27 protein-coding genes and 1 tRNA gene are annotated in these 24,614 nt (G+C 67.5%); 16 read left to right on the top strand and 12 right to left on the bottom strand.

Annotated features, from left to right (window positions below; translation table 11 throughout):
- The first annotated feature begins 30 nt into the window (after positions 1-30).
- Both G7B69_RS05250 and G7B69_RS05245 read left to right on the top strand, forming a co-directional pair.
- Positions 31-510 carry a DUF202 domain-containing protein gene (locus G7B69_RS05250; protein WP_166176806.1) on the top strand — a complete coding sequence of 160 codons (480 nt, stop codon included), beginning with the start codon at positions 31-33 and terminating at the stop codon, positions 508-510.
- The gene (locus G7B69_RS05245) at positions 507-2,288 is read left to right on the top strand and encodes an SLC13 family permease (protein WP_166176804.1); all 1,782 of its coding nucleotides are present in this window, start codon (positions 507-509) and stop codon (positions 2,286-2,288) included. The genes G7B69_RS05250 and G7B69_RS05245 overlap by 4 nt, the downstream gene beginning before the upstream one ends.
- On the opposite strand, the gene G7B69_RS05240 is transcribed toward G7B69_RS05245, so the two are convergent.
- Positions 2,285-2,908 (bottom strand): peptidylprolyl isomerase, encoded by a 624-nt coding sequence (locus tag G7B69_RS05240; RefSeq protein ID WP_166176802.1) that lies wholly within the window; start codon positions 2,906-2,908, stop codon positions 2,285-2,287. The two genes, G7B69_RS05245 and G7B69_RS05240, sit on opposite strands and share 4 nt — an antisense overlap.
- A 105-nt stretch (positions 2,909-3,013) precedes the next feature.
- Here G7B69_RS05240 and G7B69_RS05235 point away from each other — a divergent pair, with 105 nt between their 5' ends.
- Positions 3,014-3,409 carry a hypothetical protein gene (locus G7B69_RS05235; RefSeq protein ID WP_166176800.1) on the top strand — a complete coding sequence of 132 codons (396 nt, stop codon included), beginning with the start codon at positions 3,014-3,016 and terminating at the stop codon, positions 3,407-3,409.
- Here G7B69_RS05235 and G7B69_RS05230 read toward each other — a convergent pair.
- On the bottom strand, positions 3,406-3,843 hold the full coding sequence (locus tag G7B69_RS05230; protein WP_166176798.1) for an RrF2 family transcriptional regulator: 438 nt from the start codon (positions 3,841-3,843) through the stop codon (positions 3,406-3,408). The genes G7B69_RS05235 and G7B69_RS05230 overlap by 4 nt on opposite strands.
- A 54-nt stretch (positions 3,844-3,897) precedes the next feature.
- On the opposite strand from G7B69_RS05230, the gene G7B69_RS05225 reads away from it, so the two are divergent.
- A complete protein-coding gene (locus tag G7B69_RS05225) occupies positions 3,898-4,398 on the top strand; it encodes a group III truncated hemoglobin (RefSeq protein ID WP_243415032.1) in 501 nt (166 codons plus the stop codon).
- 7 nt (positions 4,399-4,405) lie between these two features.
- Positions 4,406-4,720: a TehB family protein gene (locus tag G7B69_RS05220; protein ID WP_166176796.1), complete on the top strand. Its 315-nt coding sequence runs from the start codon at positions 4,406-4,408 to the stop codon at positions 4,718-4,720.
- Here the strand turns inward: G7B69_RS05220 and G7B69_RS05215 are convergent.
- A complete protein-coding gene (locus tag G7B69_RS05215; RefSeq protein ID WP_166176925.1) occupies positions 4,717-5,883 on the bottom strand; it encodes an alpha-hydroxy acid oxidase in 1,167 nt (388 codons plus the stop codon). The two genes, G7B69_RS05220 and G7B69_RS05215, sit on opposite strands and share 4 nt — an antisense overlap.
- A 119-nt stretch (positions 5,884-6,002) precedes the next feature.
- Between G7B69_RS05215 and G7B69_RS05210 the strand changes: the two genes are divergently transcribed.
- Positions 6,003-6,392, top strand: coding sequence for a BlaI/MecI/CopY family transcriptional regulator (locus tag G7B69_RS05210; RefSeq protein WP_166176794.1), 390 nt, complete (start codon positions 6,003-6,005; stop codon positions 6,390-6,392).
- The gene (locus G7B69_RS05205) at positions 6,389-7,933 is read left to right on the top strand and encodes a M56 family metallopeptidase (protein WP_166176792.1); all 1,545 of its coding nucleotides are present in this window, start codon (positions 6,389-6,391) and stop codon (positions 7,931-7,933) included. The genes G7B69_RS05210 and G7B69_RS05205 overlap by 4 nt, the downstream gene beginning before the upstream one ends.
- 65 nt (positions 7,934-7,998) lie before the next feature.
- Here the strand turns inward: G7B69_RS05205 and ypfJ are convergent, their stop codons facing one another.
- Positions 7,999-8,853 carry a KPN_02809 family neutral zinc metallopeptidase gene (gene ypfJ / locus G7B69_RS05200; RefSeq protein WP_166176790.1) on the bottom strand — a complete coding sequence of 285 codons (855 nt, stop codon included), beginning with the start codon at positions 8,851-8,853 and terminating at the stop codon, positions 7,999-8,001.
- A 92-nt stretch (positions 8,854-8,945) separates the two neighbouring features.
- Here ypfJ and G7B69_RS05195 point away from each other — a divergent pair, with 92 nt between their 5' ends.
- Both G7B69_RS05195 and G7B69_RS05190 read left to right on the top strand, forming a co-directional pair.
- On the top strand, positions 8,946-9,701 hold the full coding sequence (locus G7B69_RS05195; protein WP_166176788.1) for a 3-hydroxybutyrate dehydrogenase: 756 nt from the start codon (positions 8,946-8,948) through the stop codon (positions 9,699-9,701).
- Between the two features lie 97 nt (positions 9,702-9,798).
- Positions 9,799-10,149, top strand: coding sequence for a hypothetical protein (locus G7B69_RS05190; RefSeq protein WP_166176786.1), 351 nt, complete (start codon positions 9,799-9,801; stop codon positions 10,147-10,149).
- On the opposite strand, the gene G7B69_RS05185 is transcribed toward G7B69_RS05190, so the two are convergent.
- Positions 10,150-10,500 (bottom strand): DUF2200 domain-containing protein, encoded by a 351-nt coding sequence (locus G7B69_RS05185; protein ID WP_166176784.1) that lies wholly within the window; start codon positions 10,498-10,500, stop codon positions 10,150-10,152. It lies immediately after the preceding gene.
- Between the two features lie 129 nt (positions 10,501-10,629).
- Here G7B69_RS05185 and guaB point away from each other — a divergent pair, with 129 nt between their 5' ends.
- The 3 genes from guaB to G7B69_RS05170 all read left to right on the top strand — a co-directional run bounded on the left by guaB (position 10,630) and on the right by G7B69_RS05170 (position 13,841).
- Positions 10,630-12,081, top strand: coding sequence for an IMP dehydrogenase (guaB, locus tag G7B69_RS05180; RefSeq protein ID WP_166176782.1), 1,452 nt, complete (start codon positions 10,630-10,632; stop codon positions 12,079-12,081).
- A 3-nt stretch (positions 12,082-12,084) separates the two neighbouring features.
- Positions 12,085-13,266 carry an RsmB/NOP family class I SAM-dependent RNA methyltransferase gene (locus tag G7B69_RS05175; protein ID WP_166176779.1) on the top strand — a complete coding sequence of 394 codons (1,182 nt, stop codon included), beginning with the start codon at positions 12,085-12,087 and terminating at the stop codon, positions 13,264-13,266.
- Positions 13,267-13,337: 71 nt separating this feature from the next.
- Positions 13,338-13,841, top strand: a complete 504-nt coding sequence (locus tag G7B69_RS05170; protein WP_166176777.1) for a tetratricopeptide repeat protein — start codon at positions 13,338-13,340, stop codon at positions 13,839-13,841.
- Here G7B69_RS05170 and G7B69_RS05165 read toward each other — a convergent pair.
- Entirely contained in the window at positions 13,838-14,320 is a 483-nt protein-coding gene (locus G7B69_RS05165) for an RNA pyrophosphohydrolase (RefSeq protein ID WP_166176775.1), read from the bottom strand. The two genes, G7B69_RS05170 and G7B69_RS05165, sit on opposite strands and share 4 nt — an antisense overlap.
- Entirely contained in the window at positions 14,317-15,270 is a 954-nt protein-coding gene (locus G7B69_RS05160) for an alpha/beta hydrolase (RefSeq protein ID WP_166176774.1), read from the bottom strand. Before G7B69_RS05160 ends, G7B69_RS05165 begins: the two co-directional genes overlap by 4 nt.
- Before the next feature lie 170 nt (positions 15,271-15,440).
- Here G7B69_RS05160 and G7B69_RS05155 point away from each other — a divergent pair, with 170 nt between their 5' ends.
- The 3 genes from G7B69_RS05155 to G7B69_RS05145 all read left to right on the top strand — a co-directional run bounded on the left by G7B69_RS05155 (position 15,441) and on the right by G7B69_RS05145 (position 19,647).
- A complete protein-coding gene (locus tag G7B69_RS05155; RefSeq protein WP_166176772.1) occupies positions 15,441-17,417 on the top strand; it encodes a 2-oxoacid:acceptor oxidoreductase subunit alpha in 1,977 nt (658 codons plus the stop codon).
- Entirely contained in the window at positions 17,414-18,448 is a 1,035-nt protein-coding gene (locus tag G7B69_RS05150; RefSeq protein ID WP_166176770.1) for a 2-oxoacid:ferredoxin oxidoreductase subunit beta, read from the top strand. Before G7B69_RS05155 ends, G7B69_RS05150 begins: the two co-directional genes overlap by 4 nt.
- A 230-nt stretch (positions 18,449-18,678) precedes the next feature.
- The gene (locus tag G7B69_RS05145) at positions 18,679-19,647 is read left to right on the top strand and encodes a metal-dependent hydrolase (protein ID WP_166176768.1); all 969 of its coding nucleotides are present in this window, start codon (positions 18,679-18,681) and stop codon (positions 19,645-19,647) included.
- Here G7B69_RS05145 and G7B69_RS05140 read toward each other — a convergent pair whose 3' ends face one another.
- Positions 19,648-20,379 carry a phosphatase PAP2 family protein gene (locus tag G7B69_RS05140; protein WP_166176766.1) on the bottom strand — a complete coding sequence of 244 codons (732 nt, stop codon included), beginning with the start codon at positions 20,377-20,379 and terminating at the stop codon, positions 19,648-19,650.
- Positions 20,380-20,469: 90 nt separating this feature from the next.
- Here G7B69_RS05140 and G7B69_RS05135 point away from each other — a divergent pair, with 90 nt between their 5' ends.
- Entirely contained in the window at positions 20,470-21,702 is a 1,233-nt protein-coding gene (locus G7B69_RS05135) for an SAM-dependent methyltransferase (protein ID WP_166176764.1), read from the top strand.
- On the opposite strand, the gene G7B69_RS05130 is transcribed toward G7B69_RS05135, so the two are convergent.
- From G7B69_RS05130 to G7B69_RS05115, 4 genes are all read right to left on the bottom strand, one after another.
- Positions 21,699-22,028 (bottom strand): PilZ domain-containing protein, encoded by a 330-nt coding sequence (locus G7B69_RS05130; protein WP_243415031.1) that lies wholly within the window; start codon positions 22,026-22,028, stop codon positions 21,699-21,701. The two genes, G7B69_RS05135 and G7B69_RS05130, sit on opposite strands and share 4 nt — an antisense overlap.
- Positions 22,029-22,140: 112 nt before the next feature.
- The gene (locus G7B69_RS05125; protein WP_166176760.1) at positions 22,141-22,860 is read right to left on the bottom strand and encodes an SDR family NAD(P)-dependent oxidoreductase; all 720 of its coding nucleotides are present in this window, start codon (positions 22,858-22,860) and stop codon (positions 22,141-22,143) included.
- The gene (purF, locus tag G7B69_RS05120; protein WP_166176758.1) at positions 22,860-24,335 is read right to left on the bottom strand and encodes an amidophosphoribosyltransferase; all 1,476 of its coding nucleotides are present in this window, start codon (positions 24,333-24,335) and stop codon (positions 22,860-22,862) included. The genes G7B69_RS05125 and purF overlap by 1 nt, the downstream gene beginning before the upstream one ends.
- Before the next feature lie 170 nt (positions 24,336-24,505).
- A tRNA-Pro gene (locus G7B69_RS05115) sits at positions 24,506-24,582 on the bottom strand.
- Positions 24,583-24,614: the final 32 nt, after the last annotated feature.

Here is a 24,614-nt window from a genome sequence, read left to right as displayed (position 1 = left end):
CCGCGCGCCTCGCCGCGCGTTAAGTCCATCGTGGCGACCAAAGTCGAAAGCAGAGCCGCCAAGGCGCAGGAGAAGCTGGTCGACAGCGCGCAAACGCTCGCCGGCAGCGCCGATACCGTGGCCGACAGCGCCGAGACGATGGTCGACAGCGCCGTCGCCCAGGAAACCAGCGCCGAGCGTCGCACGAAGCTGGCGGCCGACCGCACCCTGCTCGCCGGCGAGCGGACTTACGCCGCGTGGATGCGCACCGGGCTTGCCGCGCTCGCCGCGGGGATCGGCGCCAAGGCGCTACTCGAGAAGCTGGTCGAGCCGTGGATTGTGCTGGTCGCCTCGATCGTGCTGCTGATCTTCGCCGAATTCTGTTTCGTCGCCGGCGTCTGGCGCGAGCTGGCGGGCAAGGAGCGGCCGGAGCCGGACGCCCCGCAACTGCCCGCCTGGCTGCTGCTGTTCTTCAACGGCTTCCTCGTTCTGCTCGGTCTCGCCGTGCTGGTCGGCATCGTCACGCGATGACATTCGAACAGGGGCTGTCCTTCGCGATCGTCGGGACGGCGGTGGCGCTATTCGCTTCGGGGCGTTTCCGGTACGACGCGATTTCGCTCGGGGCGCTGCTGGTGGCGGTCCTCACCGGGGTGGTCGACGGGAAGCACGCTTTCACCGGCTTCACCAGCGACGTGGTCATCGTCATCGCCGGGGCATTGATCCTTTCGGCGGCGATTACCCGCTCCGGCGTGATCGAGCCGCTGGTCGCTCCGCTGATCCGGCACCTGCGCACGCCGCAGACCCAGGTTCCGGCCATGGCCGCGGCGACGGGGCTGTTCGCGATGATCAACAAGAACGTCGGCGCGCTGGCGGCGCTGATGCCGGTCGCCATCCGGCTTGGCCGGTCGGAACAGAGCTCGCCCTCGCTGCTGCTGATGCCGATGTCGTTCATGGCCCTGCTCGGCGGGCTGGTGACGCTGGTCGGCACCTCGACCAACATCATCGTCAGCCAGGTCCGCGAGGATACCTTCGGCAAGCCGTTCGCGATGTTCGACTTTGCACCGGTGGGCCTGGGCCTGACTTTGGCGGGGTTTGTCTTCCTCAGCTTCGGCTGGCGCCTGTTGCCGCGCGACCGGGCGCCGAGGGCAGCAATGGAGGACGCTCACGCCGGCGTGCAGTATGCGACCGAAGCAGGTATCGGGGATGGCTGGCCCGAGAGTCTCGCCACCGTCGCCGACCTCAAGCTGGGGGACTTCAACGTCCAGTTGACCGGGCTGATCGATGCGCAGGGGGAGCGCCGGCCGGTCGACCCCGGTACCAAGCTAGTGCCCGGCATGGTGTTGCAGATCAGGGGCGAGGAGGAATCGCTCGCCACACTGTTCCAGCGGCTGCCGCTGGAGCACGCGCGAGAAGAGATTCCGGTCGAAACCGAGGAGGCAAACGAGGAGCTCCGCTCGATAGAGGCGGTCGTGGAACCGCGTTCGATCCTCGTCGGGCTGTCAGCCGGCATAGTGGCGCTGCAGCGCACTTTCGGCACCAAGCTGCTGGCGGTCAGCCGCCACGGCCAGCCGCTGCGCGAAAGGCTTTCGGAAGTGCGCTTCGAGCCCGGCGACCTCGTGGTGATTCAGGCGGGAGAGGGTGCGCTGGCGCGCGTGCTGCAGGAGCTCGGGCTGCTGCCGCTGGCGGAGCGCTCGGTGACCATCGGCACGCGACGCGCGCGCTATGGACCGATCCTGTTGCTGAGCGCTGCCATAGCGCTCGTTGCGCTCCATGTGCTTCCCGTCGCGGTGGGATTTTTCGCCGCGGCGGTTGCCGTGATCGCGATAGGATCCTTGTCGATGCGCGAGGCGTACCGCGCCCTCGAGCCCGAAGTGCTCGTGCTGATCGGCGCGCTTACACCGCTAAGCGAAGCGATCCATGACAACGGCGGCACGGCGCTTATCGCTCACGGGCTCGCCTCGGCGCTCTCGGGCGCGAGCCCGATAATCGTGCTCGGCGGGATGATGCTTGCAGCCATGGTTTGCGCGCCCTTTCTGCACAACGCGCCGACGGTGCTGATCCTGGCGCCGATCGGCGTCGGCTTGGCTGAAAAGCTCGGGCTTGGCGCCGATGCGATGCTGATGGCGGTCGCGACCGGGGCCGGGTGCGATTTCCTCACTCCGATCGGACACCAGTGCAATACGCTCGTTCGCGGCCCCGGGGGGTACAGGTTCGGCGATTATGCCCGGCTGGGCCTGCCTCTATCGTTCATCGTCATCCTGCTCGGAACCCCGCTGGTCGCGTGGGTCTGGGGCCTGCGCCCCGGCTAGGAGGCCTTCACGCGGTGCGCGTGGAGGATCGTCACCGGCTGGGCGAGCATTTGCCCTTTCATGAAGCCTTCGCCCTTGTCCGGATCGGTGGGCGCGGCGAAGATCTGCCGCACGACGACCATTCCGGAGACGACGTGGCCGAAGACCGCAAACCCCGCGCGGGCGTCGTCGGTCTCGCCCTTGGGGTCGGCATCGAGCGAAGGCTGGTCGGAAACCATGATCGAAAAGTCGCCGGTGGCGGTGCCCGGCGCGTAGCGCGCCATCGAGATCGCCCCGGCGGTGTGGCTCAGTCCCGTCTGGGTGGTCGGCTCGTGCGCAATCGGCGGCAGCACGCGCTTGGGATCGTATTGCGTGCCACCTTGAATGAGCCCGTTCGGCTGCTCGCCCCAGGCGAGCCGCATCGCCCGGTAGAACACCGTCCCATCGAGGCGGCGTTCGTCGACGTAGCGCAGGAAGTTGGCGGCAGTGACCGGTGCGCGCTCGCTCTCGATCGCCAGGGTGATGTCGCCGAGCGCGGTTTCGAGCACGACCAGATCGGTGCGCGGTTGGGCCGGTGCGTCCTGCGCGGCGACGGGGGCGGCGAGGGCGAGCGTGAGGGCGGCGGCGAATCGCTTGAGCATTACCCATCATGGCAGGCCGGTCGGCCGCAGGTCGAGCGTGAGCTTGCCGCATGAGCCCGGCTGCGTTAGCCCTGAGACCTCACGGCTCTTTGGGGGAGAGAGACGATGCCTCGCGTTTCGTATGCCTTTTTCGGCCTTGCCGCGCTGTGCGGCCTCATCGGCACGATCTGGGGCGAGCACATGGGCCGAACCGACAACCATTCGACCTTCATCGCCCACGCGCACCTCAACCTCGTCGGCTGGGTCAGCATGGCCGTGATGGGCGGCTTCTATGCCCTTGCCGCCGGCACGTACCCGCGGTGGCTGGCGTGGACCAACTTCGCGCTTCAGGCGCTCGCGGCGGTCTGCCTGACGATCGCGATGGTCTATCTGATGGCCTTCGTCGACCGGCGGTTCGTGCCTGTCGCGATCGTCGGCAGCGCCAGCGCGATCTTCAGCATGGTGGCGTTCCTGGCTGCCGTGCTCATCTCATGGCGCAACAGCGCGCGGTCGCCGGGCTAGGCCGCGGCCATCCGCTCCAGCCGCTCGACGAAAGCCGGGCGGTCGGGGACGAGATCGCTCAGGCGAAACCCGTCGAGGTGGCCGAGAAACGCCTCCACGGCGCCGTTCAGCGCCGGCTTGAGCGCGCACACGCCGTTCACCGCGCAGCCGTGGCCGGCAGCGAAGCATCCGACGAAGGCCTCGAGGTTTTCGAAGCGGCGGACGACGTCGCCGACGACGATCTCGTCCGCCGGCCGCGCGAGCCGCATGCCGCCGGCACGGCCGCGGAAGGTCTGCACGAAGCCCTCGGCCTGCAGCCCTTGAGCGACCTTGGCGAGGTGATTGCGCGAGATGCCGTAGCGCCGGGCGATCTCCTCGACCGACAATTGCCGCTCGCTTGCGGCAAGGGCCATCAGCACGCGCAGGGCATAATCGCTGTGGAGGCTCAGCTGCATTAAATAGGTATATGAGATATTGATTTAATCGACAAGCGGATTAAGTGAGTCGCCATGTCCACCGCAGCCGCCGAATCCCGCTCCCCCAACCTCGAAGCCCGCGATTACGCAGCGCTGAAGCGCGCCGAGAAGCGTGCCGCCGCCGAGGAGATCGGCGTCGATGCCGATTACATCGATCACTTCGTCGAGACCTTCTACGGCAAGATCCGCGACGACGGCTTGCTCGGGCCGATCTTTGCCGAGCGGATCGCCGATTGGCCGAAGCACCTCGCGCGAATGAAGGCGTTCTGGCGCTCGGTGCTGCACAATAGCGGCGAGTTCGCCGGCAATCCTATGCTCAAGCACCTCGCCATACCCGGCCTCGAGCAGCGCCACTTCTCGCAGTGGCTCGAGCTGTTCTACGCGACGTTGCGCGAAGCCGAGCCGACGTCGGAGGCGACCGCGCTCGTGGCCGGCAGGGCGCGCATGATCGCCGACAGCCTGCTCACCGGAATCACCATGCAGCGCGACGGGCTCTCGGGCGGTCGCGCAGGAAAGGACCTTCCCCATCCCTAATCCGCCTGTGGGTCGCACATCGACGGGCGGAGGCCCGATCGCTCCGCGCGGCGATCTCCCCCTGGAGAGCGGCGCCTACCGGACGATCGGGCCATTCGACGCCGCGAGCCTGCCCGCTGGGCTGCGCGCCGAGCATCGGCTCAAGGAAGGCACCTGGGGCGTGATCGCACTGACCGAAGGATCGCTGCGTTTCGTGTGGGACGACGAGCAGGGCGGCGTCGATGAGCTGAGCGCGCCCAGCCAGTTCATCGTGCCGCCGCAGGTCCCGCACCACGTCGAGGGCGAAGGGCCTTTCGAATTGACGATCGCGTTCCACCGTTAACGCAGGCGCAAGTTGTCCCGGGTGAGCTGGTCGACGCTGGTCTTGCCCATCAGCTTCATGTCGCGAACGATTTCGGCTTCGAGCAAGCCGAGCGCGCGCTCGACCCCTGCCTGGCCGGCGGCGGCGAGGGCATAGAGGTACATTCGCCCGCCCGAGACCGCTTTCGCGCCGAGGCTCAGAGCCTTCAGAACATGGGTCCCGCGCCGGACACCGCCGTCGAGGATCACCTCGACCCGGTCGCCGACCGCATCGACGATCTCGGCCAATTGATCGAACGGCGCGCGAGCCCCGTCGAGCTGGCGGCCGCCATGGTTCGAAATGAAGATCGCATCGACACCCATGTCCGCCGCCCGCCGTGCGTCGCCGACCGACATCACCCCCTTGAGCGCGAACTTGCCGCCCCAGTCGTCGCGCAGCTTCTCGGCCGCTTTCCAGTCCAGGGTCTGGTCGAGCATCTCGCTGAAGTACGACTGGATCGAGGCCGAGACGTCGCTGCCGGCGGCGACGTGCTTCTCGAGATTGGGCAACGAGAACTTCTCGCGAAACAGGTAGTCGAGCGCCCAGCGCGGCTTGCTGGCGTAGCTGAAGGCGCTCGCGGGGGTAATGCGGGGAGGGCTGGTGAAACCGGTGCGCAGGCACCGTTCGCGGTTGCCGCCGACGATCGTGTCCACCGTTAGCGCCACGGCATCGAACTTCGCCGCCCGGGCCATCTCGAGCAGCGCCGCGTTGAGCCCCCGGTCCTTGTGGTAATAGTACTGCAGCATCTTGGGCCCGGCGAAATTGGCCCCGATCTCCTCCATGCTCACGCTGGCGAGGCTGGAGATGCCGAACCACAGGCCGAACTTCTCCGCCGCTGCGGCGACCGCACGCTCGCCTTGCCAGTGGAACAGCCGCTGCAGCGCGGTCGGGCTGAGCATCAGCGGTAGCCGTGACGACTTGCCGAGCACCGTCACCGAAGTGTCGATCGACTCGACGTCGACCAGCACGTCCGGCACCAGATCGACCTCGTCGAATGCGGCGGTGTTGCGTGCCTTGGTCGACTCGTCATCGCCGCCGCCGTCGATGTAGTGAAACACCGGGAACGGCAGGCGCCGCCGCGCCAGTTCGCGGAAATCCGCGATCTTGTGGCAGTCCGCCAGCGACCTGACCCGTCCGATATCCATCGCGGCGGTGATAGCGGGCAAAGCGGATTTGCCAAGCTCGCGGGCCGTTCATCGGCAATTCAGTTTACGAGTGTAGTCGTTGCATCTACACGCGTAGACGTAACAAAGGGAGGAACGCCATGACCGAGCCGGCAGACGATCCTGGGGAACGCATCAGCGAAGCCGAGCACGCGGTGATGGAGGCGCTGTGGGAGCAGAGCCCGCTCACCGCCACCGAAGTCAGCGACAAGGTCGCCGAGGAGCGCGGCTGGAGCCTGGCGACGGTCAAGACGCTGCTTTCGCGGCTCGTCGCCAAGAAGGCGGTCTCGACCGAGCCCGACGGACGCCGTTTCCTCTATAGCCCGACCATCGAACGCACCGACTATGTCGGCAGCGAGTCCCGCCGCCTGGTCGACCGCCTGTTCGGTGGCCGCGCCGCGCCGCTGCTGGTTCATCTGGTCGAGGCCGAAGCGCTCAGCGACGAGGACATCGACGAGATCGAACGCCTGATCCGGGAGCTCAAGCAATGACCGCCTGGCTCACCGACACGCTGCTCTACACCGGGTTGCTGATCGCGCTCGTGCTGCTTGTGCGGCGCCCGTTCTCGCGCTGGTTCGGGCCGCAGTTCGCCTACGCCCTGTGGGCGCTGCCGGCGCTCAGGCTGATGCTGCCGCCGGTCGAACTGCCCGCCGACATGGCCCCGCAACAGGCCCAGCTGAGCGACCAGGCCCTGCTCGCGCTGGCGATGGCCGCGCAGGACTCGCCCGGCGCCGCGCCCGCGCCGGTGCCGCTGTGGGAGCGGGCCGACTTGTGGCTGGCGCTGTGGCTCGGCAGCGCGGCACTGTTCCTCGCCTGGCGCGTGCTCTCCTATCGCCGGATGCGCCGCGACCTCCTCGCCGAAGCGCGGCCGGTCGGCGAAGTCGACCGCATCCGCCTGGTCGAAACGCCGGCGGTGAGCTCGCCGGTGGCGTTCGGCGTGCGCGACAAGGTTGTCGCCCTGCCGCCGCTGTTCATGGCGATGGAAGACCGCGCCGCGCGCGATCTCGCCATCGCTCACGAGCTGGCGCACCACCGCGGCCACGACATTCTCGCCAATTTCGCCGCGCAGCCGCTGCTCGCGCTGCACTGGTTCAACCCGCTCGCCTGGATGGGCTGGCGTGCCATGCGCCGCGACCAGGAAGCCGCCTGCGACGCGCGCGTGCTGGCGGGCCGCGATCGCCGCGAACGAGCGCTCTATGCCGGGCTCATTGCCGAGTTCGCGGCCGGCCCGCGGCTCGCGCTGGCCGCGCCGATGGCCTGTCCGATCATCGGCGAGAAATCGATCATCCACCGTCTGAGGAGCCTATCCATGTCCGACGTTTCGCCTTCACGCCGCCGCGTGGGCCGCTGGCTTCTCGCCGGCGGAGCGCTGGCGCTGCCGCTGACCGCGTCGATCAGCTATGCCGCCGCGGCGCAAGACAGCGTCGTCGAGAGCGTCCAGGTCGATCCGTCCGCGGTGCCGCCGGCTCCGCCCCTGCCGCCGGCCCCGCCGCGCGCTCCGGAGGCGCCCGAGGCCCCGCAAGCGCCCGACGCACCGAGGATCGAGCGGCACGTCATCGAGATGCATCGCGACGGCGGGAAGGCCGACAAGGGCGAGCGGCGCATGTTCGTCATGCGCAGCGACGGCCCGCTGAGCGAGGCACAGAAGAAGCACTTCGAGGAAATGCGCCGCGAATGGGAGAAGAAGGGCGCCGAATGGAAGGAAAAGTCCGGCGAATGGGAGAAGATGGCCAAGGACCACCGGAAAATGGCGCTGGCGATGGCCGAACACATGCCCGACGTTTCGACCGACTGCGACAAGGCCGGGGGCAGCGGCTCACGCTCGTGGACCGACGACAGCGGCCGCCAGCACGTGGTCATTTGCGAACGCATCATTCGCCAGCAGGCGCGCATGGCCGAGGGCCAGGCTTCGATGGGCCTGCGCATGGCGCGCGAGGCGATCGCGCATAACGCCGAGATCAGCGCTTCGGTTCGCGACCAGGTCCTCGCCGAACTCGACCAGGAAATCGTCCGACTCGAAGCTCAGAAATAGGGGCTATCGCCCAACTTCGAGCTAAGCCGGCGGGGGGAGACACGGATCCTCCGCCGCCTTTCTTGTTATCCCGCCTGCACGATCTTGTCGCACGCGGTATCGTCGGCGCTCTGCATGCCCGCCCTGAGCGCCGCCATCCGCTGCTGGCTGGTGCCGTGGGTGAAGTTGTCGGGAGCCACCGCGCCGTGGGTGAGGGTGTCGTCGCCGATCGCGTTGGCGGCCTGCATCCCTTCCTCGAAGTCGCCCGGTTCGATGAGGTTGCGGTTCTTGCCCGCCCACACTCCGGCGTAGCAGTCGGCCTGGAGCTCCATCAGCACCGAGAGCTGGTTGGCCTGCCGCGGATTCTGCTGCATCGCGCTGCCGACCTGCTGCGCCACCCCGGTGAGGTTCTGGACATGGTGCCCGTATTCATGGGCGATCACGTAGTAGCGCGCGAAATCGCCGGGCCCGGCGCCGAGCTGGTGGTTCATCTCGTCGTAGAAGCTCGTGTCGATGTAGATGCTCTGGTCGCCCGGGCAGTAGAACGGGCCCATCGAACTCGACGCGTTGCCGCAACCCGATCGTGTGCCACCCTGATAAAAGACCAGCGTCGGTTGAGTGAACCGGATGCCGGCCTTCTCGAAGACAGGTTGCCAGGTGCTGTTGAGCGACGAGAGCGCGTTGCATGCTTCGGTCGCGTATTGATTGTCGTTGCAGATTTGCGCGCCGGTTTCGCCACCTTGCTGGCTGGAATAGCCGCCCTGGTCCGTGACCTGCGTCCCGCCGAGGAATTGCGACGGGTCGGCGCCGAACACGAAGTAGGCAATCAGCGCGATCACGATGGTGCCGCAGCCAACGCCTCCGGCGCCGCCGATCGGCAGCCCGCCGCCTCCACCCCGCCGCACGCGGATGTTGTTGGGATCGAATGGTCCAAGCCGCATGGTCTGCCCCTCATTGTGCGCTTGCGAAAAGAGGGCTGGACCTCCGCTCGCGGTTTCGTAAGGCTTCCCGCTCAATCGCCAAGGAGGGTCGAATGTTCCTGTCGGGCAAACGCGCGCTGGTCACCGGTTCGACATCGGGCATCGGCCTCGCCATCGCTCGCGCGCTGGCCGCGCAGGGCGCGGACGTGGTGCTCAACGGCTTCGGCGACCCGGCAGAGATCGCCCGGCTGTGCGAAGAATGCAGCGCCATCCATGTCGGCGCCGACCTGACGACCACGCAAGGCGTCGAGGAACTGATGGACAAGGCCAGCCCGATCGACATCCTGGTCAACAATGCCGGCATGCAGCACGTCGCCCCGGTCGAGGATTTTCCGCCCGAGAAGTGGGACGCGGTGATCGCCCTCAACCTCTCGGCCGCGTTCCACACCGCGCGCCTGGCCGTGCCGCACATGAAGGCCCGGGGGTGGGGCCGGATCATCGCCACCGCCAGCGCCCACTCGCTTGCCGCGAGCCCGTTCAAGGCGGCGTACGTGGCCGCCAAGCACGGCATCGCCGGGCTGACCAAGGTCCTCGCGCTCGAGCTCGCCGAGCACGGCGTTACCGCCAACTGCATCAGCCCCGGCTACGTGTGGACGCCGCTGGTCGAGAACCAGATACCCGACACGATGGCCGCACGCGGAATGAGCCGCGAGCAGGTGGTGAACGACGTCCTCCTCGCCAAGCAGCCGACCAAGAAGTTCGTCCAGCCGGAGGAAGTCGCCGCGCTCGCAGTCTTCCTCTGCCGCGACGAGGCACAGAACATCAACGGCGCAAACTACACCATCGATGGCGGGTGGACGGCGGGGTAGTTGACGACGGCGCGCCTTGCCATCAAGTGTATTAGGTGACTGATACAGAAGCGTGGGAGACCGAGACATGGCGGATTGTCCCAAATGCCGCGGGCGGATGAGTCAGGGCTACATCTACCTTCCGGACACCGGCGGGCGGGTGAAGTGGCGCGATGGTGAGCCGGGCTGGAAGGCGGTCTTGGGGTTGGGGGGAGGGAAAGCAGCCGATCTGCTCTCCCGCCGCTGCACCGAGTGTGGGTTTGTGGAGTTCTACGCCGATACCCAGGCCAAGCCGGTCAAGACCCTGCGCTCGATCGACGAGGAGAACGAGCTGCTGCGGAGTCTGGTGACCAGGTTGCAGGACCGGGTGGCAACGCTGGAAACCATCGCGACCGATCCGGCCGAGCGCACCGCACGCGAGATCGAGAACTTAAGGTCACTGCCCCCTGCTGACGAGGACGACGGCTAGTCACCCGCGCTTGATCTTCTCCATCGGCCGGCCCTTGGCGAGTTCGTCGACCAGCTTGTCCAGCTGCCGGGCTTTCCGCTCGACCGGATCCTCGATCTCCTCGACCCGGTAACCGCATATCACCCCCTTGATCAGCGCGGCGTTGGGATTCATCCGCGGTGCTTCGGCAAAGAATGTCTCGTAGTCGATGCCACGGGCGATCTGGTCGTCGAGGCCGGCCTGGTCGTAGCCCGTCAGCCAGCAGGTGACCTCGTCGACCTCTTCCTTCGTGCGCCCCTTGGCCTCGGCCTTCCTGATCAGAAACGGATAGACCTTGCCGAAGATCAGCGGGCCGATGCTTCGTTTCGCCATCGCATCCCTCCTTCCTCGGGCGGCAAGATAGCGCGACATGGCCACACCGGACACCCCACTGGCGAATTCGGCAAACCGCGTTTACATGGGCCGCCACGAATCGCTCCGCGCATCAGAAAAGTGGCATCCATGGAAATCGAAACCGGCCTCACCTTCGACGACGTCCTCCTGAGGCCGGCCGAAAGCGCTATCGTCCCCAGCCAGGCGAGCACCAAGACGCGGCTGACGCGCGACATCGCGCTCAACATTCCGATCATCTCGTCTGCGATGGATACCGTCACTGAGGCGCAAATGGCGATCGTGATGGCGCAACTGGGCGGCATCGGCGTGCTCCACCGCAACCTGACGGTGAAGGAGCAGTGCGACGCGGTGCGCACGGTCAAGCGCTTCGAGAGCGGGATGATCGTCAACCCGATCACCATCTCGCCCGATGCCACGCTCGGCGATGCGCAGGCGCTGATGACCCAGCACTCGATCAGCGGCATCCCGGTGACCGACGCCGACGGCAAGCTGTGCGGCATCCTCACCAACCGCGACGTGCGCTTCGCCGCCAATCCCAAGCAGCCGGTGCGCGAGCTCATGACGCACGAGAACCTCGCCACGGTGAAGTCCGGCGTCAGCCAGGACGAGGCGCGGCGGCTGCTCCATCAACGGCGGATCGAGAAGCTGCTGGTGGTCGACGACAACTACCGCTGCACCGGCCTGATCACGGTCAAGGACATGGAAAAGGCCGTCCTCAATCCCGACGCGACCAAGGACGAAGGCGGGCGCCTGCGCGTCGCCGCCGCGACCACCGTCGGCGACAAGGGCTTCAAGCGCACCGAGGCGCTGATCGACGCCGAGTGCGACGTGATCGTGATCGACACCGCGCACGGCCATAACGTCGACGTGGCGCGCGCGGTCGAGCGAGTGAAGCGGCTGTCCAACTCGGTCCAGGTGGTCGCCGGCAACGTCGCTACGGCCGAAGCAACCAGGGCGCTGATCGATGCCGGGGCGGACGGCGTGAAGGTCGGCATCGGCCCGGGCTCGATCTGCACCACGCGGATCGTCGCGGGCGTCGGCGTGCCGCAGCTGACCGCGATCATGGACGCCGCGGCTGCCGCGGGCGACGTGCCGATCATCGGCGACGGCGGCCTGCGAACCAGCGGCGACGCGGCCAAGGCGCTCGCCGCGGGGGCTTCGACGGTGATGATCGGGTCCTTGCTGGCCGGCACCGAGGAAGCGCCCGGCGAGACGTTCCTCTACCAGGGACGCGCCTACAAGGCCTACCGCGGGATGGGCAGCGTCGGGGCGATGGCCCGCGGCAGCGCCGACCGCTATTTCCAGCAGGACATCCAGGACCAGATGAAGCTCGTTCCCGAAGGGATCGAAGGCCAGGTGCCGTACAAGGGTCCGGCGCGCGACGTGGTTCACCAGCTCGTCGGCGGGATCAAGGCGGCGATGGGCTACACCGGCAGTGCGACGATCGAGGATTTGCGGCGCAACGGCAAGTTCGTCCGCATCACCAACGCCGGCTTGAGCGAAAGCCACGTTCACGACGTGTCGATCACCCGCGAGGCGCCGAACTATCCGACGCGCTGAGCCGTGACCCCGGCCGCGCGCGTCCAGTCGGCCATCGAGCTGCTCGATAAGGTCATCGATGCCACGCGCACCAGGGGCGCGCCGGCCGACCGCATCCTTGCCGAATGGTTTCGCGGCAATCGTTTCGCCGGGTCGAAGGACCGGCGGGCGATCCGCGAGCTGGTCTATCGCGCGATCCGCGCTTGCGGGCCCGTTCCGCCGAGCGGGCGGGCGGCGATGCTGGCGCTGGCGGAGCAGGACGAGGCGTTGGAAGCCTTGTTCGACGGCTCGGGGTACGGCCCCGCTCCGGTCGAGCCAGGCGAGCGGGTGGCCGAGACAGGAGTGGCGCCGCAGTGGCTGGTCGAGCGCCTATCCGCCTCCGAAATCACAGGCGAGGAAGCGCAGGCGCTGCAGGGCCGCGCGCCACTCGACCTCCGCGTCAACGCGCTCAAGGCGGATCGCGCGGCGCTCGTGCTCCCGGTCGCGGGCGAAGTCCTGCCCACGGCGCAGGGGCTGCGCCTGCCGTTCGGTACGCCGGTCGAGCAATGGGACGCCTACCGCGACGGGCTGGTCGAGGTGCAGGACTGCGGCAGCCAGCTCGCTTGCGAGGCGGTAGGGGCAAAATCGGGGGAGACCGTGATCGACCTGTGCGCGGGGGCGGGGGGAAAGACCCTCGCGTTGGCGGCGGCGATGGGCAACGCCGGGACGCTGGTTGCCGCCGATACCGACCGCGGGCGGCTATCGCGGTTGGGTCCGCGCGCGGAGCGGGCGGGGGCGCTGGTCGCCGAGACGGTGCTGCTCGATCCCGGCCGCGAGCTGGACGCATTGACGTCGTGGCGTGGCAAGGCCGACGCGGTGCTGGTCGACGCGCCGTGCTCGGGCACCGGCACCTGGCGGCGCAACCCCGAGGCGCGCTGGCGACTGGCGCCGGAAGACCTCCTACGGTTTGCCAAGATACAGGCCCTATTGCTTGAAATCTCTAGCGAACTTGTCCGGCCCGGCGGACGCGTGGTCTACGTTGTCTGCTCGCTGCTCGACGCCGAAGGGCCCGACCAGATCACGGGCTTCGAGGCCGCCCATCCGGGCTGGCGTGCCGAACCGCCGGAATTGCCGCTCGGCACCGCTCGCGGAACCGGCGTGCGACTTACGCCGTTCCACGACGGCACGGACGGATTTTTCATCGCACGTCTAGAAAAGCCGTGTTAGCTTCGCCGTCCATGACCGGTCCCGGATCGCAACCCACAGGAGCGAAAGGACCCGCTCTCAAGGAGTTTCTCATGCGTTACGCGCCCGCTGCCCTCGCTCTCTCGCTCGTCGTGGCAGTCACCGCCAGCGCGGGCATGGGCGCCGAGGCGCAACCGGACCCGCGCGCCGCGGCGCTCGTCGCGCAGGGCAAGAGCCAGCTCGCCGCCGGCGAGCCGGCCGCGGCTGTCGACAGCTTCGAGGCCGCGCTGGCGATCGACCCGGGCTACACGGCGATCTATCTCCAGCTTGGCGAAGCGGCCCGCGCGCAAGGCCTGCAAGGCAAGGCGATCCGATATTACCGCGAAGCGCTCGAGCGCGACCCGAAGAATCTCGCCGCACTGTCGGGTGAGGGCGAGGCAATGCTGGAGAAAGGCGCGGTCGAGAAAGCCAAGCGCAACCTCGCCCAGCTGCAGTCGCTATGCGGCGCCTCGTGCAGCGAGTCCCAGCAACTCGCGCTGGCGATCCAGTCCCATCCGCGCCAGGCTGTCCTCACCGCAGAAGCAGTTTCGCCCAGCCCGGTGGTGACGCAGAACTAGATCAGCTCGCGAAACCCCGCGACGATCGCCGCATAGACCTCGCGTTTGAACGGCACGATCAGCTCCGGCAGCAGTGCCGGCTCGATCCACTTCCATTCGCAGAACTCGGGCGGGTCGTGCGCCTCGAGGTTGATGTCGGCGTCGCTGCCGGTGAACCGGGCGAGGTACCAGGTCTGCCGCTGGCCGACGTATTTGCCGCCCCACAGCTTGCCTTTGAGCTCGGCGGGCAGCTCGTAGAACAGCTCCTGCGGAAGCCGGGCGACGACTTCGATGTACTCGGCCCGCGCGCCGGTCTCCTCCCACAGCTCGCGCAGCACCGCATCGTCAGGGTCTTCATCCGGATCGACGCCGCCTTGCGGCATCTGCCAAAAATCGCCTTCCTTGTTGTCGATCCGCTTGCCGACGAAGGCGCGGCGCTCGGCGTTGACCAGCATCACGCCTACGCACGGGCGGTAGAGGGAATAGTCGATTTCGCTCATCCGTGCCGCCGCAGCATCAGCTTCATCGCCGCGATTACGTCCTCGAGGTCTTTCCCGGTGCTGGGAAGCGCCTTGCGCATATTGACCCAGCCGTGGACCGAGCCGCGCATCTCGAGATAGGCGACGTCGGTCCCCGCTTCGATCAGGTGCGCGGCATAGCGGCGCCCCGAATCGCGCAGCGGGTCGAGCCCGGCGGTCATCACCACCGTCGGCGGCGTACCCTCGTGGCGCCCCAGGATCGGGTAGGTCCGCCGGTCCTTGGGATCGGCGCGATAGGCCTGGTCGAAAAACTCGATGCCTGCCGCCGAAAGGAAGTACCCCTCGCCGAACTCCTCGTACGAGCGGTGCGGCTTGACCGGATCGGCCAGGGGGTAGAGCGGCACTTGCAGCACCACCGGCACCATCGCTTCCTTCTCGGCCAGCGACTGGGTGGTGACGATCGCCAGGTTGCCGCCGGCGCTGTCGCCGATCGGGATCAGCCCGCTGACCTTGATGCCCAGCTCGTGCGGGCTCTTCGCGGCCCAGCGCGCGGCGGCTTCGCAGTCGTCCGGCGCCGCGGGGAAGGGGTGCTCCGGCGCCAGGCGATAATCGACGGCCAGCACCGGCAGGTCCATTCCGGCGGCAAGCTCGGTGCACAGCGCGTGGTGCGAATCGAGGTTGCCGACGACGAAGCCGCCGCCGTGGAAGAACATCATCAGCGGGCACGCGGCATCGCGGCTTTCGCGGGTATCGTAGAACCGCAGCGGGATGTCGCCCGCCGGGCCGGGGCAAGTGACGTCGCGGATCACGGGCAGGTCGAGCGGCGGCAGATCGATCATCGGCGCCATCGCCAGCATTCCGGCGCGCGCTTCCTCGAGCGGCTGCTCGCTGAGCTCGGGCCGGTTCAGCGAGGCGACGAAATCGAGAAACGCGCGAACATCGTCGCGCACGAAATGGCCGTTGTCGTTCAAGCTCGCTCTCCTTGGCTGGACGGCCGGACCCTAGGCAGCCCTCCGGACGTTTTCCACTCGGCAATTTAGTGCCGCGACAGAAAAACTTGATTGCGGGGCGAAGGAGTGGGACCTACGTCCCGCGCCATATTGGAGACAAAGCGCCGGCAAGGCGCGTGCAGGACCAGCCCATGGCAACCCAAACGGCCGAACGACCGGCCGATACCCACACTCCCGAAGCTGTCGTGGTGCGTTTCGCCGGCGACAGCGGCGACGGCATGCAGCTCACCGGCGGGCAATTCACCCTGTCGACCGCGCTGGCCGGCAACGATCTCGCCACGTTCCCGGACTTCCCGGCCGAGATCCGCGCCCCGCAGGGCACGCTGTTCGGCGTGAGCGCGTTTCAGATCAACTTCGGCAGCCGCCAGATCAATACCGCCGGCGACGCGCCCGACGTGCTGGTGGCGATGAACCCCGCGGCGCTGAAGACCAACGTCGAGGCGCTCAAGCCCGGCGGCCTGATCATCGCCGACACCGGCGAGTTCACCAAGCGCAACCTCGAGAAGGCGAAGTACGAGAGCAACCCGCTCGAGGACGGCAGCCTCGCACGCTGGCAAGTGCTGGCGTTCGACATCAGCGCGCTGACGATCGAGGCGGTCAAGCCGTTCGGCCTCGGCAACAAGGATGCGCTGCGCTCCAAGAACATGTGGACGCTCGGCCTGGCGCTGTGGATGTTCGACCGCGACCGCCAACCGCTGATCGACTGGCTCGAGGCCAAGTTCAAGAACAAGCCCGAGATCGCCGGGGCGAACGTGGCCGCGCTCAACGCCGGGCATGCCTATGGCGAGACGGCGGAGCTCGGCGGACACCTGCACCAGACGCATATTCCGGCGGTCGAACACGAGCCGGGGCTTTACCGCACCGTCACCGGCGCCGAGGCCGTTTCGCTCGGCCTCGTCGCTGGCGCGCAGCTGGCCGAGCTGCCGATGTTCTTCGGCGGCTATCCGATCACTCCCGCCAGCGCGATCCTGCATCACCTCGTGCGGATGAAGGAATTCGGCGTCACCACCTTCCAGGCGGAGGACGAGATCGCCGCCATCTGCGCCGCCATCGGCGCGAGCTACGCCGGCCAGCTTGGCGTCACCTCGTCATCGGGCCCGGGCATCGCGCTCAAGACCGAGGCGATGGGCCTGGCGATCATGGTCGAGCTGCCGCTGGTGATCGTCAATTCGCAGCGCGGGGGGCCTTCGACCGGCCTGCCGACCAAGACCGAGCAGAGCGACCTTTACCAGGCGGTCTACGGGCGCAACGGCGACGCCCCGCTGCCGGTGATTGCCGCCAGCTCGCCCAGCGATGCGTTCGAAGTCGCCATCGAGGCGGTGCGCATCGCCACCCAGTACATGACCCCGGTGATACTGCTCACCGACGGCTATATCGCCAACGCCGCCGAGCCGTGGAAAGTACCCGATCCCAAGAGCTTCGAACCGTTTCCTGCGAAATTCCTTGAAGAAAAGAACGCCAAGGACGCCGACGGGAACGACGAGCTGCTACCGTACCGCCGTGACGCCAAGGGCGCGCGGCCGTGGATCAAGCCCGGCACCCCCGGGTTGATGCACCGCGTCGGCGGGATCGAGAAGCATGTCGAAACCGGCAACATCGACTATTCGCCCGCCAACCACCAGAAAATGACCGACTTGCGCCGCGACAAGGTCCTCGGCGTCGCCGTGCCCGACCAGGAGGTCGCGCTCGGCGACGAGACCGGCGAGCTGGCGGTGGTCGGCTGGGGCAGCACTTACGGCCCGATCCGCCAGGCGGTGCGCCGCTGGCGCGAGAAGGGCCGCAAGGTCAGCCACATCCACGTGCGCCACATCTGGCCGCTGCCGAAGAACCTTGGGGAGTTGCTTGCCGGCTTCGACCACGTGCTCGTCCCCGAGATGAACACCGGCCAGTTCAAGACCGTGCTGCGCGATCAGTATCTCGTCGATGCCCAGAGCCTGACCAAGACCAGCGGCCAGCCCTTCCAGATCGCCGAGCTCGAAGCCGCAATCGGCAAGTACTTCGACGGCATCGAAGGCGACGAAGGCGGGGAAGTGCCGGCCAATAAGGCGCAACTGCCCGAGCCGCAGTCCGGCTACGACGATGGTACTTTGAAGGGGCATCACCCATGAACGACATGACCCCCATCGAGACCACGCTCAAGGACTGGGAAACCGACCAGGAAGTCCGCTGGTGCCCCGGCTGCGGCGACTATGCGATCCTCAAGGCGGTGCAGCGCACGCTGCCGCAGCTCGGCAGTGACCCGGCGAATACGGTGTTCGTGAGCGGGATCGGCTGCTCGAGCCGCTTCCCGTATTACGTCGAGAGCTACGGCTTCCACACCATCCACGGCCGCGCCCCGGCTTTCGCCACCGGCATCAAGCTTGCCAACCCGGACCTCGACGTGTGGCTGGTCACCGGTGACGGCGACGGGCTGTCGATCGGCGGCAACCACCTGATGCACGTGCTCCGGCGCAACGTGAACCTGCAGATCATGCTGTTCAACAACGAGATCTACGGCCTCACCAAGGGCCAGTTCTCGCCCACCAGCCGCCTCGGCACCAAGTCGCCCTCGACTCCGCTCGGCTCGTTCGACCGCCCGGCGCAGCCGTGCGCCTTCGCGCTCGGCAGCGGCGCGCGCTTCGTCGCGCGCGGTTTCGATGTGTCGAAGAACCTGCCCGACGTCCTCAAGGCCGCGCACGCCCACCAGGGCGCGGCGTTCATCGAGATTTTCCAGAACTGCATCGTCTACAACAAGGACGTGTTCGACGATTTCGCCGCCCCCAAGGGCGCCGAGGCGCACCAGCTATGGCTCGAGGACGGCCAGCCGATGCTGTTCGACGGCGGCACCAAAGGCATCTGCCTCGACCGCGAGGCGCTCGAACTGCGGGTGGTCGATGTCGTCGACGGCGACTGGCAGGCCGCCGGCGTGATCGTCCACAACGTCAAGAACCGCTCGATCGCGCACATGCTGGTCGAGCTGCCGTTCGGCGCCTTCCCGATGGCCCTCGGCGTCCTCTACGACGACCCGCGTCCGACTTTCGAAGCCGCGGTGATCGAGGAGCGGGCGAGGGCGAGCGAGGGCAAGGAAGCCAACCTCGCCAAGCTGCTCGGCAAGGGGCAGACCTGGACGGTGAGCGGGACGGCTGCCGATCCGGTCTGAGCGCGAAAAAGCGCTGTCCTACAAGAGCCGAAGTGTGCAAGCTGTCCCGGCATGAAGATCGGGCGAGCACGGACGGGAACGCCTCTTACAGCGCCGTTGAGATCTCCGGGTTTTCAACCTGGACCCTGTCAACTGTGTCAACTGTGTCAACTGTGTCAACTTCGTCGGCTCAGCAGGTTTGAAGCTGAACGAATCGGTTCGGCGCGACCTCGGTCCAGGACGCGCTAGCGATGGATAACATCACCCACAGCCTGGTCGGTTGGACGCTTGCCCAGACCGGGCTCAAGCGCAAGAGCCGCAAGGGGCTCGCGGCGCTGATCCTCGGCGCCAATGCGCCCGATATCGACGTGTTTCTAGGCTGGGCGCCATGGCCGTCGCTGGCGACGCACAGAGGGTGGACGCACAGCTTCTTCGGCGGCGTGCTGGTGCTGCCGCTTGGCCTGGCGGGCCTCCTGTGGCTGCTTGACCGATGGCAGCAGAAGCGCGGGCAGACGTTCAAGAGCGGGCTGGCGATGCACTTCGGCTGGCTCGTCGCCCTGAGCTATATCGGCTGCCTCACGCACCCCCTGCTGGACTGGCAGACGAGCTATGCGATCCAGCTGTTCGCGCCCTTCGACAAGCGCTGGTACCACAACGATTCGCTGTTCATCCTCGACGTGTGGATCTGGCTCGGGCTCGGGCTCGCCATCTGGCTTTCGCGGCGCCGCGAGGCTCGCGGGAGGGGCGATTGGGGACGCCCGGCCGTCGCTGCCTCGGCCGCGCTGTTGTTCTACATCACGGCAAACGGCGCGCTCACCGCGCATTCCTACGAGGTGCCGCTCGAGTCCGCGCCGCGCGCCCGGCCCGAGGTGATGATTGCTTCGCCGCCACCGTTGGCGTTCTGGCGGCGCAACCTCATCTGGCGCCAGCAGCACGCGATCTGGCGCGGCGATTACGACCCGCTGGTTTCGTTCAGTAGCCTGACCGACTACTCCGACCCGCTCGCCGACGGAATGACCGACCCGCTGGCCCGGCGGGTGTTGCGGACCAGGCCCGATCTCGCCCGCTTCCGGCGCTGGTCGATCGTGCCGATGGCCGCGGTCGAGCGCCACCGCTGCTACGTGCGGGTAACCTACCAGGACGCGCGCTTTGGCGGCCGCCCCGGGACTGGCCGCCTGGGCCAATCCGCCGCCGTGGCGACCGGCGCGCCGGGCTGCTGATCAACGGACCGTCGGGTCGAGCTTGTCGGCGGCGTCGCTGTCGGCCGCGGCATCGGCCGGGCGCTGTAGCAGCGCGGCGGCGAGGAACGCCCAGCCGGCGCCGCCCAGCCAGCCGGCGAGGACGTCGCTGGGGAAATGCACCCCGAGCCAGACCCGGCTCCAGGCGATCACCAGGCTCAGCACGATCGCCGTGCCGATCACCGTCAACCGCACCGATTCCCGCGCGCTGAGCGTGGCGAAAGCAAGCGCGATGGCGATGTAGACCACCGCCGAGTTGAACGCGTGCCCGCTCGGAAAGCTCGCTCCGCCGGCCTCGGTCAGGTGCGGGACGATCTCCGGGCGCGGGCGACCGACCAGTCCCTTTATGACGCCTTCGACCAGCCACGCGCCGACTACCGTAAGCGCCAGCAGGATGGCCTCGCGCCTGAGACGCAGGAAGAGCAGCCCCGCGACCGCGCCGAGCGCGACCAGGTTGCGCAGCAGCACGCCGCCGAGCGAGGTCAGGTCGCGTACTCCTTCGAGGAGGTATTTCGGGCCTTTGGGCACCAACCCCGCGCCGGTGCGCCAGAACAGCAGCCCCGGCTTGTCGAACGCCACGGCGCGGCCCGTGGTCACCAGCCAGACGAAAAACGCGAACCCGGCCCACGAAAGCATCGCCACTGCCAGCGCCTTGCGCCGGTCAATCCGCCAGCCGCGGACAGGAAGAGTGACGGTTCGCGGCGGAAGCGGCATGGTGGGGCTACCTGCCACGCGCGCGTCGGTTCCGCACGCGCGAATTCCTATCTCTTGCCGTCAGCCGCCAGCGGAGTCATATCGGCAGCGATGAACAGGGAGGCTGCGAGGGGAGGGGCGCTGCTCGCGGGCGGGCGTCGGTTCGGCGCTACGCCGGGCCTGTTCTCGCGCCTGTTCGCCGGCGGCTTCCACAAGATGCTCGACCGAGTCGACAAGGGGCTAGCGCGCGGCTCGATCCTCGCTCGGCTCCCCGACGGCACGATCCGCCTGCTCGGTGGGCGGGCTGAAGGATTTGTCGCCGAGATCGATCTCAAGGACTGGCGCGCTCTCCTCCGCCTGGCGACCGGCGGATCGTCGGGCTGGTACCAGGCCTGGGAAGCGGGCGAGTGGGTGAGCCCCGACCCGGTGCCGCTGTTCGCGCTGTTCATGGCCAACGGCGAGGAACTCGGCGAAATCGGCCGCGCCAAAGGGCCCTGGCGGGTGGCGTCTCGCTTCGCGCATTGGCTCAACCGCAACACCCGCGCCGGCGCCGCGCGAAACATCCATTTGCATTACGATCTCGGCAACGACTTCTACCGCGCCTGGCTCGACCCGAGCATGAGCTATTCGAGCGCCTATCGCTGCGGCGACGATGGGCTCGAGGCAGCGCAGCGGCGCAAGTGGGCGCGCCTGGCGGATCGCTTCGGCAAACCCGAAACGCTGCTCGAGATCGGCTGCGGCTGGGGCGGGCTGAGCGCGTTCCTCGCCGAGCGGGGCAGCCGCGTCACCGGGATCAGCCTGTCGGACGAGCAACTGGCGTGGTGCGCCGAGCACCACGGGGGTGTCGAGTTCCGCAAGCAGGACTATCGCGACTGCGCCGGGCAGTACGACGCGGTGGTCAGCGTCGAGATGGTCGAGGCGCTCGGGCGCGAATACTGGCCGACGTTCATGGATTGCCTGGCGCGCAACCTCAAGCCCGGCGGCCGGGCGGCGATCCAGTTCATCGCCATGCGCGAGACGCTGTTCGAAAGCTACGCCCGCAACGCCGACTTCATCCAGGCCTACGTCTTCCCCGGCGGCCTGCTGATCAAGGCGAGCGAGTTCCGCGCGCTGGCCGAGGCACGCGGCCTGTCATGGCAGGACCAGGAGGACTTCGGCCTCGACTATGCCGAGACTCTCAAGGCGTGGCGGGAGAATTTCGATGCCGCCGCGCGCGAAGGCCGCCTGCCCGACGGCTTCGACGAGCGCTTCCGCAACCTCTGGCGGTTTTACCTGATGTACTGCGAAGGTGGCTTCCGCGGCGGCGGGATCACCGTCAGCCAGGTGACCCTGGTGAAGGGTTAGCCCTTGTAGACTCCGTCACCGCGGTAGCGGGTGAGGATATTGTCGTGAACGATAGGACTGAGCAGCTGCGCGAAAGCGCAACCGCACATGCTGTCCTCCCACCAGATCACCTCGGCCTGCTGGGCTTCGAGGCCCGGCAGTGTCAGCCAGCACACCGTGCCGACGTGCAGACGGCTGACCGCGGTCGCCGAGAAGCCCGACAGCGAAAGATCGTTGACGACGGTCTGGAAGGGGCGTCCGCCCGACTGGCGCAGCTGCGCCGGGATGGAGAGGCGGGTGCGCGGTGCGCTCCGGTCCTCTTGTGCCGCGATTTCGTAGCGACCCATGACATTCTGCAAGCTCATACGCGTCTCTCGGTACACCGTTGAACGCACGGTTCGGGGGCCATGCACGGAGGAGACTGCGCCGCGTTGCTTACCAGGTCCTTAGCGGAAATGGTTAAGCGAGATTTTCCAGCCGGATACGTGTTCCGCTCGCGAAATCCTCGGCGGCGAGCGCGGCGATCCGTTCGCCGACGGCCTCGGGAGCCTTGACGGTTGCCGGGTCTTCGCCCGGATAGGCGCGGGCGCGCATCTGCGTCCGGGTGGCGCCGGGGTCGACGATCGCGACGCGGACGCTCGAGATGTTCTCGACTTCTTGCGAGTATGCCCCGAGCAGGTTGTCGAACGCCGCCTTGGTCGCCCCGTAGGCGCCCCAGTAGGCGCGCGGGTTCTGGCCGATCCAGCTGGTAACCCCGATCACCCGGCCTGCCTCGGAACGCTTGAGCAGCGCATCGAAGTTGGCCAGCAGCGCCTGGGTCGCCAGCACGTTGAGCGTGAGCGCGCGGTTGAAGAACTGTTGCTCGATCTGGGTGACCGGGGTGAGCTGCGGCAGGATGGCGGCGTTGATCACCAGGATGTCGAGCTTGCCCCAGCGTTCGGAGATCGCGTTGGCGAGACGGGCAATCGAGTCGCTTTCGGTCAGGTCCATCGGCGCGATCGTGGCCGTGCCGCCGGCGGCGTGGATCTCTTCCTCGACGCCTTCGAGATCGCGAGCGGTGCGAGCGGTGAGCACGACGTGCGCCCCGGCAGCGGCGAGCGCCTTCGCGGTCGCCGCGCCGATGCCGCGGCTCGCGCCGGTGACCAGGGCCACTTTGTCCGCCAACGGTCCGTCTGCCATCAGGCGACCTTGGAATTGACCGGCAGGGTGAGTTGCGCCTCGCGATTATGGCGCTCGCCCAGGTCGGTTAACGACGTCGGGTAATCGCCGGTGAAGCAGGCATCGCAGTACTGCGGACAGGCGTCGTTGCGCCCGGCCAGGCCGACCGCGCGATAAAGCCCGTCAATCGAGACGAACGCCAGACTGTCGGCCTGGATGAACTCGCGCATGGCGTCGACGTCCATCCTTCCGGCAAGCAGCTTCGAGCGCTCCGGGGTGTCGACGCCGTAATAGCAACCGTGCCCGGTCGGCGGGCTGGCGACGCGGAAGTGGACTTCTCTGGCGCCGGCGTCGCGCATCATCTGCACGATCTTCAGGCTCGTGGTGCCGCGGACGATGGAATCGTCGATCAGCACGATCTTTTTGCCTTCGACGAGTGCGCGGTTGGCGTTGTGCTTGCGCTTGACCCCGGAATTTCGCGCGCTGTCCGACGGCTGGATGAACGTGCGCCCGACATAGTGGGAGCGGATGATGCCGAGCTCGAAGGGGATGCCCGACTGTTGCGAGTAGCCGATCGCCGCCGGTACGCCGCTGTCTGGCACCGGCACGACTAGGTCGGCCTCGCAGGGGGCTTCCTTGGCCAGCTCGACCCCGATCATCTTGCGCGATTCGTAAACCGAGCGCTGGTTGAAGATCGAATCCGGGCGGCTGAAATAGACGTGTTCGAAGATGCACGGCCGCGCCGCCACCTGGGCGAACGGGCGGTGACTGGTGATCTTGCCGTCGAAATCGACCTCGACCATCTCGCCGGGATCGATCTGCCGGGTGAAGCTCGCGCCAACCACGTCGAGCGCAACGGTCTCGCTGGCGAACACCGTCGCATCGCCGAGCGCGCCCATTACCAGCGGGCGAATGCCGAGCGGATCGCGGCAGGCGATCATTCCCTGCGGCGTCATCAGGATCAGCGAGTAGGCGCCCTCGACCAGCCGCAGCGCGTCGACGATCTTGTCGCGCAGGTTGGGATAGCGGCTGGTGGCGACGAGGTGGATGATCACCTCGGTGTCGCTGGTCGACTGGAAGATCGCCCCGCGGCGGACGAGGTCGCCGCGTAGGTGCCCCGCGTTGGAGATATTGCCGTTATGCGCCACCGCGAACCCGCCGCTGGCGAGCTCGGCGTAGAGCGGCTGGACGTTGCGCAAGCCGGCGCCGCCGGTGGTCGAATAGCGTACATGACCGGCGGCCGTGGTACCGGGCAGCTCGGCGATCGAATCCCCGCTCGAGAAGTTGTCGGCGACATGGCCGAGCCCGCGGCGGGTGAAGAACTCGGCGCCGTCGAAGCTGGTGATACCGACCGCTTCCTGCCCGCGGTGCTGCAGTGCGTGGAGGCCGAGCGCGCAGACCGCGGCCGCCTCGTGCGCGCCGATCACGCCGAAAATCCCGCACTCCTCGCGCAGCTTGTCGCCGTCCGCATCAACGAAAGGATGGGTGATGTTCATGAGTCCCTTGAGGGATCGCCAGCCGCGAGGCTCCAATGGCGTCTGAGGCGGCGTATTACAAGTATGTTGCGGTCGAAACCTGTGGGGCATCGGCTAAAGTCCTCCCGCGCTTGCGCTTGGGAGTTTTCCGGCCAAAACCGTCCCCCGGACGGTCTTGGGCCACGGAAAACTGGTCGGGGAGAGAGGATTCGAACCTCCGGCCCCTGCCTCCCGAAGACAGTGCTCTACCAGGCTGAGCTACTCCCCGACCGATGCCAACCGGGCCAAACAGAATCTTGG

The sequence above is a fragment of the Croceibacterium segetis genome, from assembly GCF_011320115.1.
Classification (GTDB): Bacteria; Pseudomonadota; Alphaproteobacteria; order Sphingomonadales; family Sphingomonadaceae; genus Croceibacterium_B; species Croceibacterium_B segetis.
This window is presented reverse-complemented; position numbering and strand designations above follow the sequence as displayed.

Coding starts and splice junctions, on each gene's coding strand:
- G7B69_RS05135 (WP_166176764.1), top strand. CDS start 20,470: ATGAACAGGGAGGCTGCGAGGGGAGGGGCGCTGCTCGCGGGCGGGCGT.
- G7B69_RS05130 (WP_243415031.1), bottom strand. CDS start 22,028: ATGGGTCGCTACGAAATCGCGGCACAAGAGGACCGGAGCGCACCGCGC.
- G7B69_RS05190 (WP_166176786.1), top strand. CDS start 9,799: ATGAGTCAGGGCTACATCTACCTTCCGGACACCGGCGGGCGGGTGAAG.
- G7B69_RS05145 (WP_166176768.1), top strand. CDS start 18,679: ATGGATAACATCACCCACAGCCTGGTCGGTTGGACGCTTGCCCAGACC.
- guaB (WP_166176782.1), top strand. CDS start 10,630: ATGGAAATCGAAACCGGCCTCACCTTCGACGACGTCCTCCTGAGGCCG.
- G7B69_RS05215 (WP_166176925.1), bottom strand. CDS start 5,883: ATGGATATCGGACGGGTCAGGTCGCTGGCGGACTGCCACAAGATCGCG.
- G7B69_RS05245 (WP_166176804.1), top strand. CDS start 507: ATGACATTCGAACAGGGGCTGTCCTTCGCGATCGTCGGGACGGCGGTG.
- G7B69_RS05165 (WP_166176775.1), bottom strand. CDS start 14,320: ATGAGCGAAATCGACTATTCCCTCTACCGCCCGTGCGTAGGCGTGATG.
- ypfJ (WP_166176790.1), bottom strand. CDS start 8,853: ATGCGGCTTGGACCATTCGATCCCAACAACATCCGCGTGCGGCGGGGT.
- G7B69_RS05230 (WP_166176798.1), bottom strand. CDS start 3,843: ATGCAGCTGAGCCTCCACAGCGATTATGCCCTGCGCGTGCTGATGGCC.
- G7B69_RS05150 (WP_166176770.1), top strand. CDS start 17,414: ATGAACGACATGACCCCCATCGAGACCACGCTCAAGGACTGGGAAACC.
- G7B69_RS05235 (WP_166176800.1), top strand. CDS start 3,014: ATGCCTCGCGTTTCGTATGCCTTTTTCGGCCTTGCCGCGCTGTGCGGC.
- purF (WP_166176758.1), bottom strand. CDS start 24,335: ATGAACATCACCCATCCTTTCGTTGATGCGGACGGCGACAAGCTGCGC.
- G7B69_RS05195 (WP_166176788.1), top strand. CDS start 8,946: ATGTTCCTGTCGGGCAAACGCGCGCTGGTCACCGGTTCGACATCGGGC.
- G7B69_RS05210 (WP_166176794.1), top strand. CDS start 6,003: ATGACCGAGCCGGCAGACGATCCTGGGGAACGCATCAGCGAAGCCGAG.
- G7B69_RS05185 (WP_166176784.1), bottom strand. CDS start 10,500: ATGGCGAAACGAAGCATCGGCCCGCTGATCTTCGGCAAGGTCTATCCG.
- G7B69_RS05240 (WP_166176802.1), bottom strand. CDS start 2,908: ATGCTCAAGCGATTCGCCGCCGCCCTCACGCTCGCCCTCGCCGCCCCC.
- G7B69_RS05225 (WP_243415032.1), top strand. CDS start 3,898: ATGTCCACCGCAGCCGCCGAATCCCGCTCCCCCAACCTCGAAGCCCGC.
- G7B69_RS05170 (WP_166176777.1), top strand. CDS start 13,338: ATGCGTTACGCGCCCGCTGCCCTCGCTCTCTCGCTCGTCGTGGCAGTC.
- G7B69_RS05205 (WP_166176792.1), top strand. CDS start 6,389: ATGACCGCCTGGCTCACCGACACGCTGCTCTACACCGGGTTGCTGATC.
- G7B69_RS05155 (WP_166176772.1), top strand. CDS start 15,441: ATGGCAACCCAAACGGCCGAACGACCGGCCGATACCCACACTCCCGAA.
- G7B69_RS05125 (WP_166176760.1), bottom strand. CDS start 22,860: ATGGCAGACGGACCGTTGGCGGACAAAGTGGCCCTGGTCACCGGCGCG.
- G7B69_RS05140 (WP_166176766.1), bottom strand. CDS start 20,379: ATGCCGCTTCCGCCGCGAACCGTCACTCTTCCTGTCCGCGGCTGGCGG.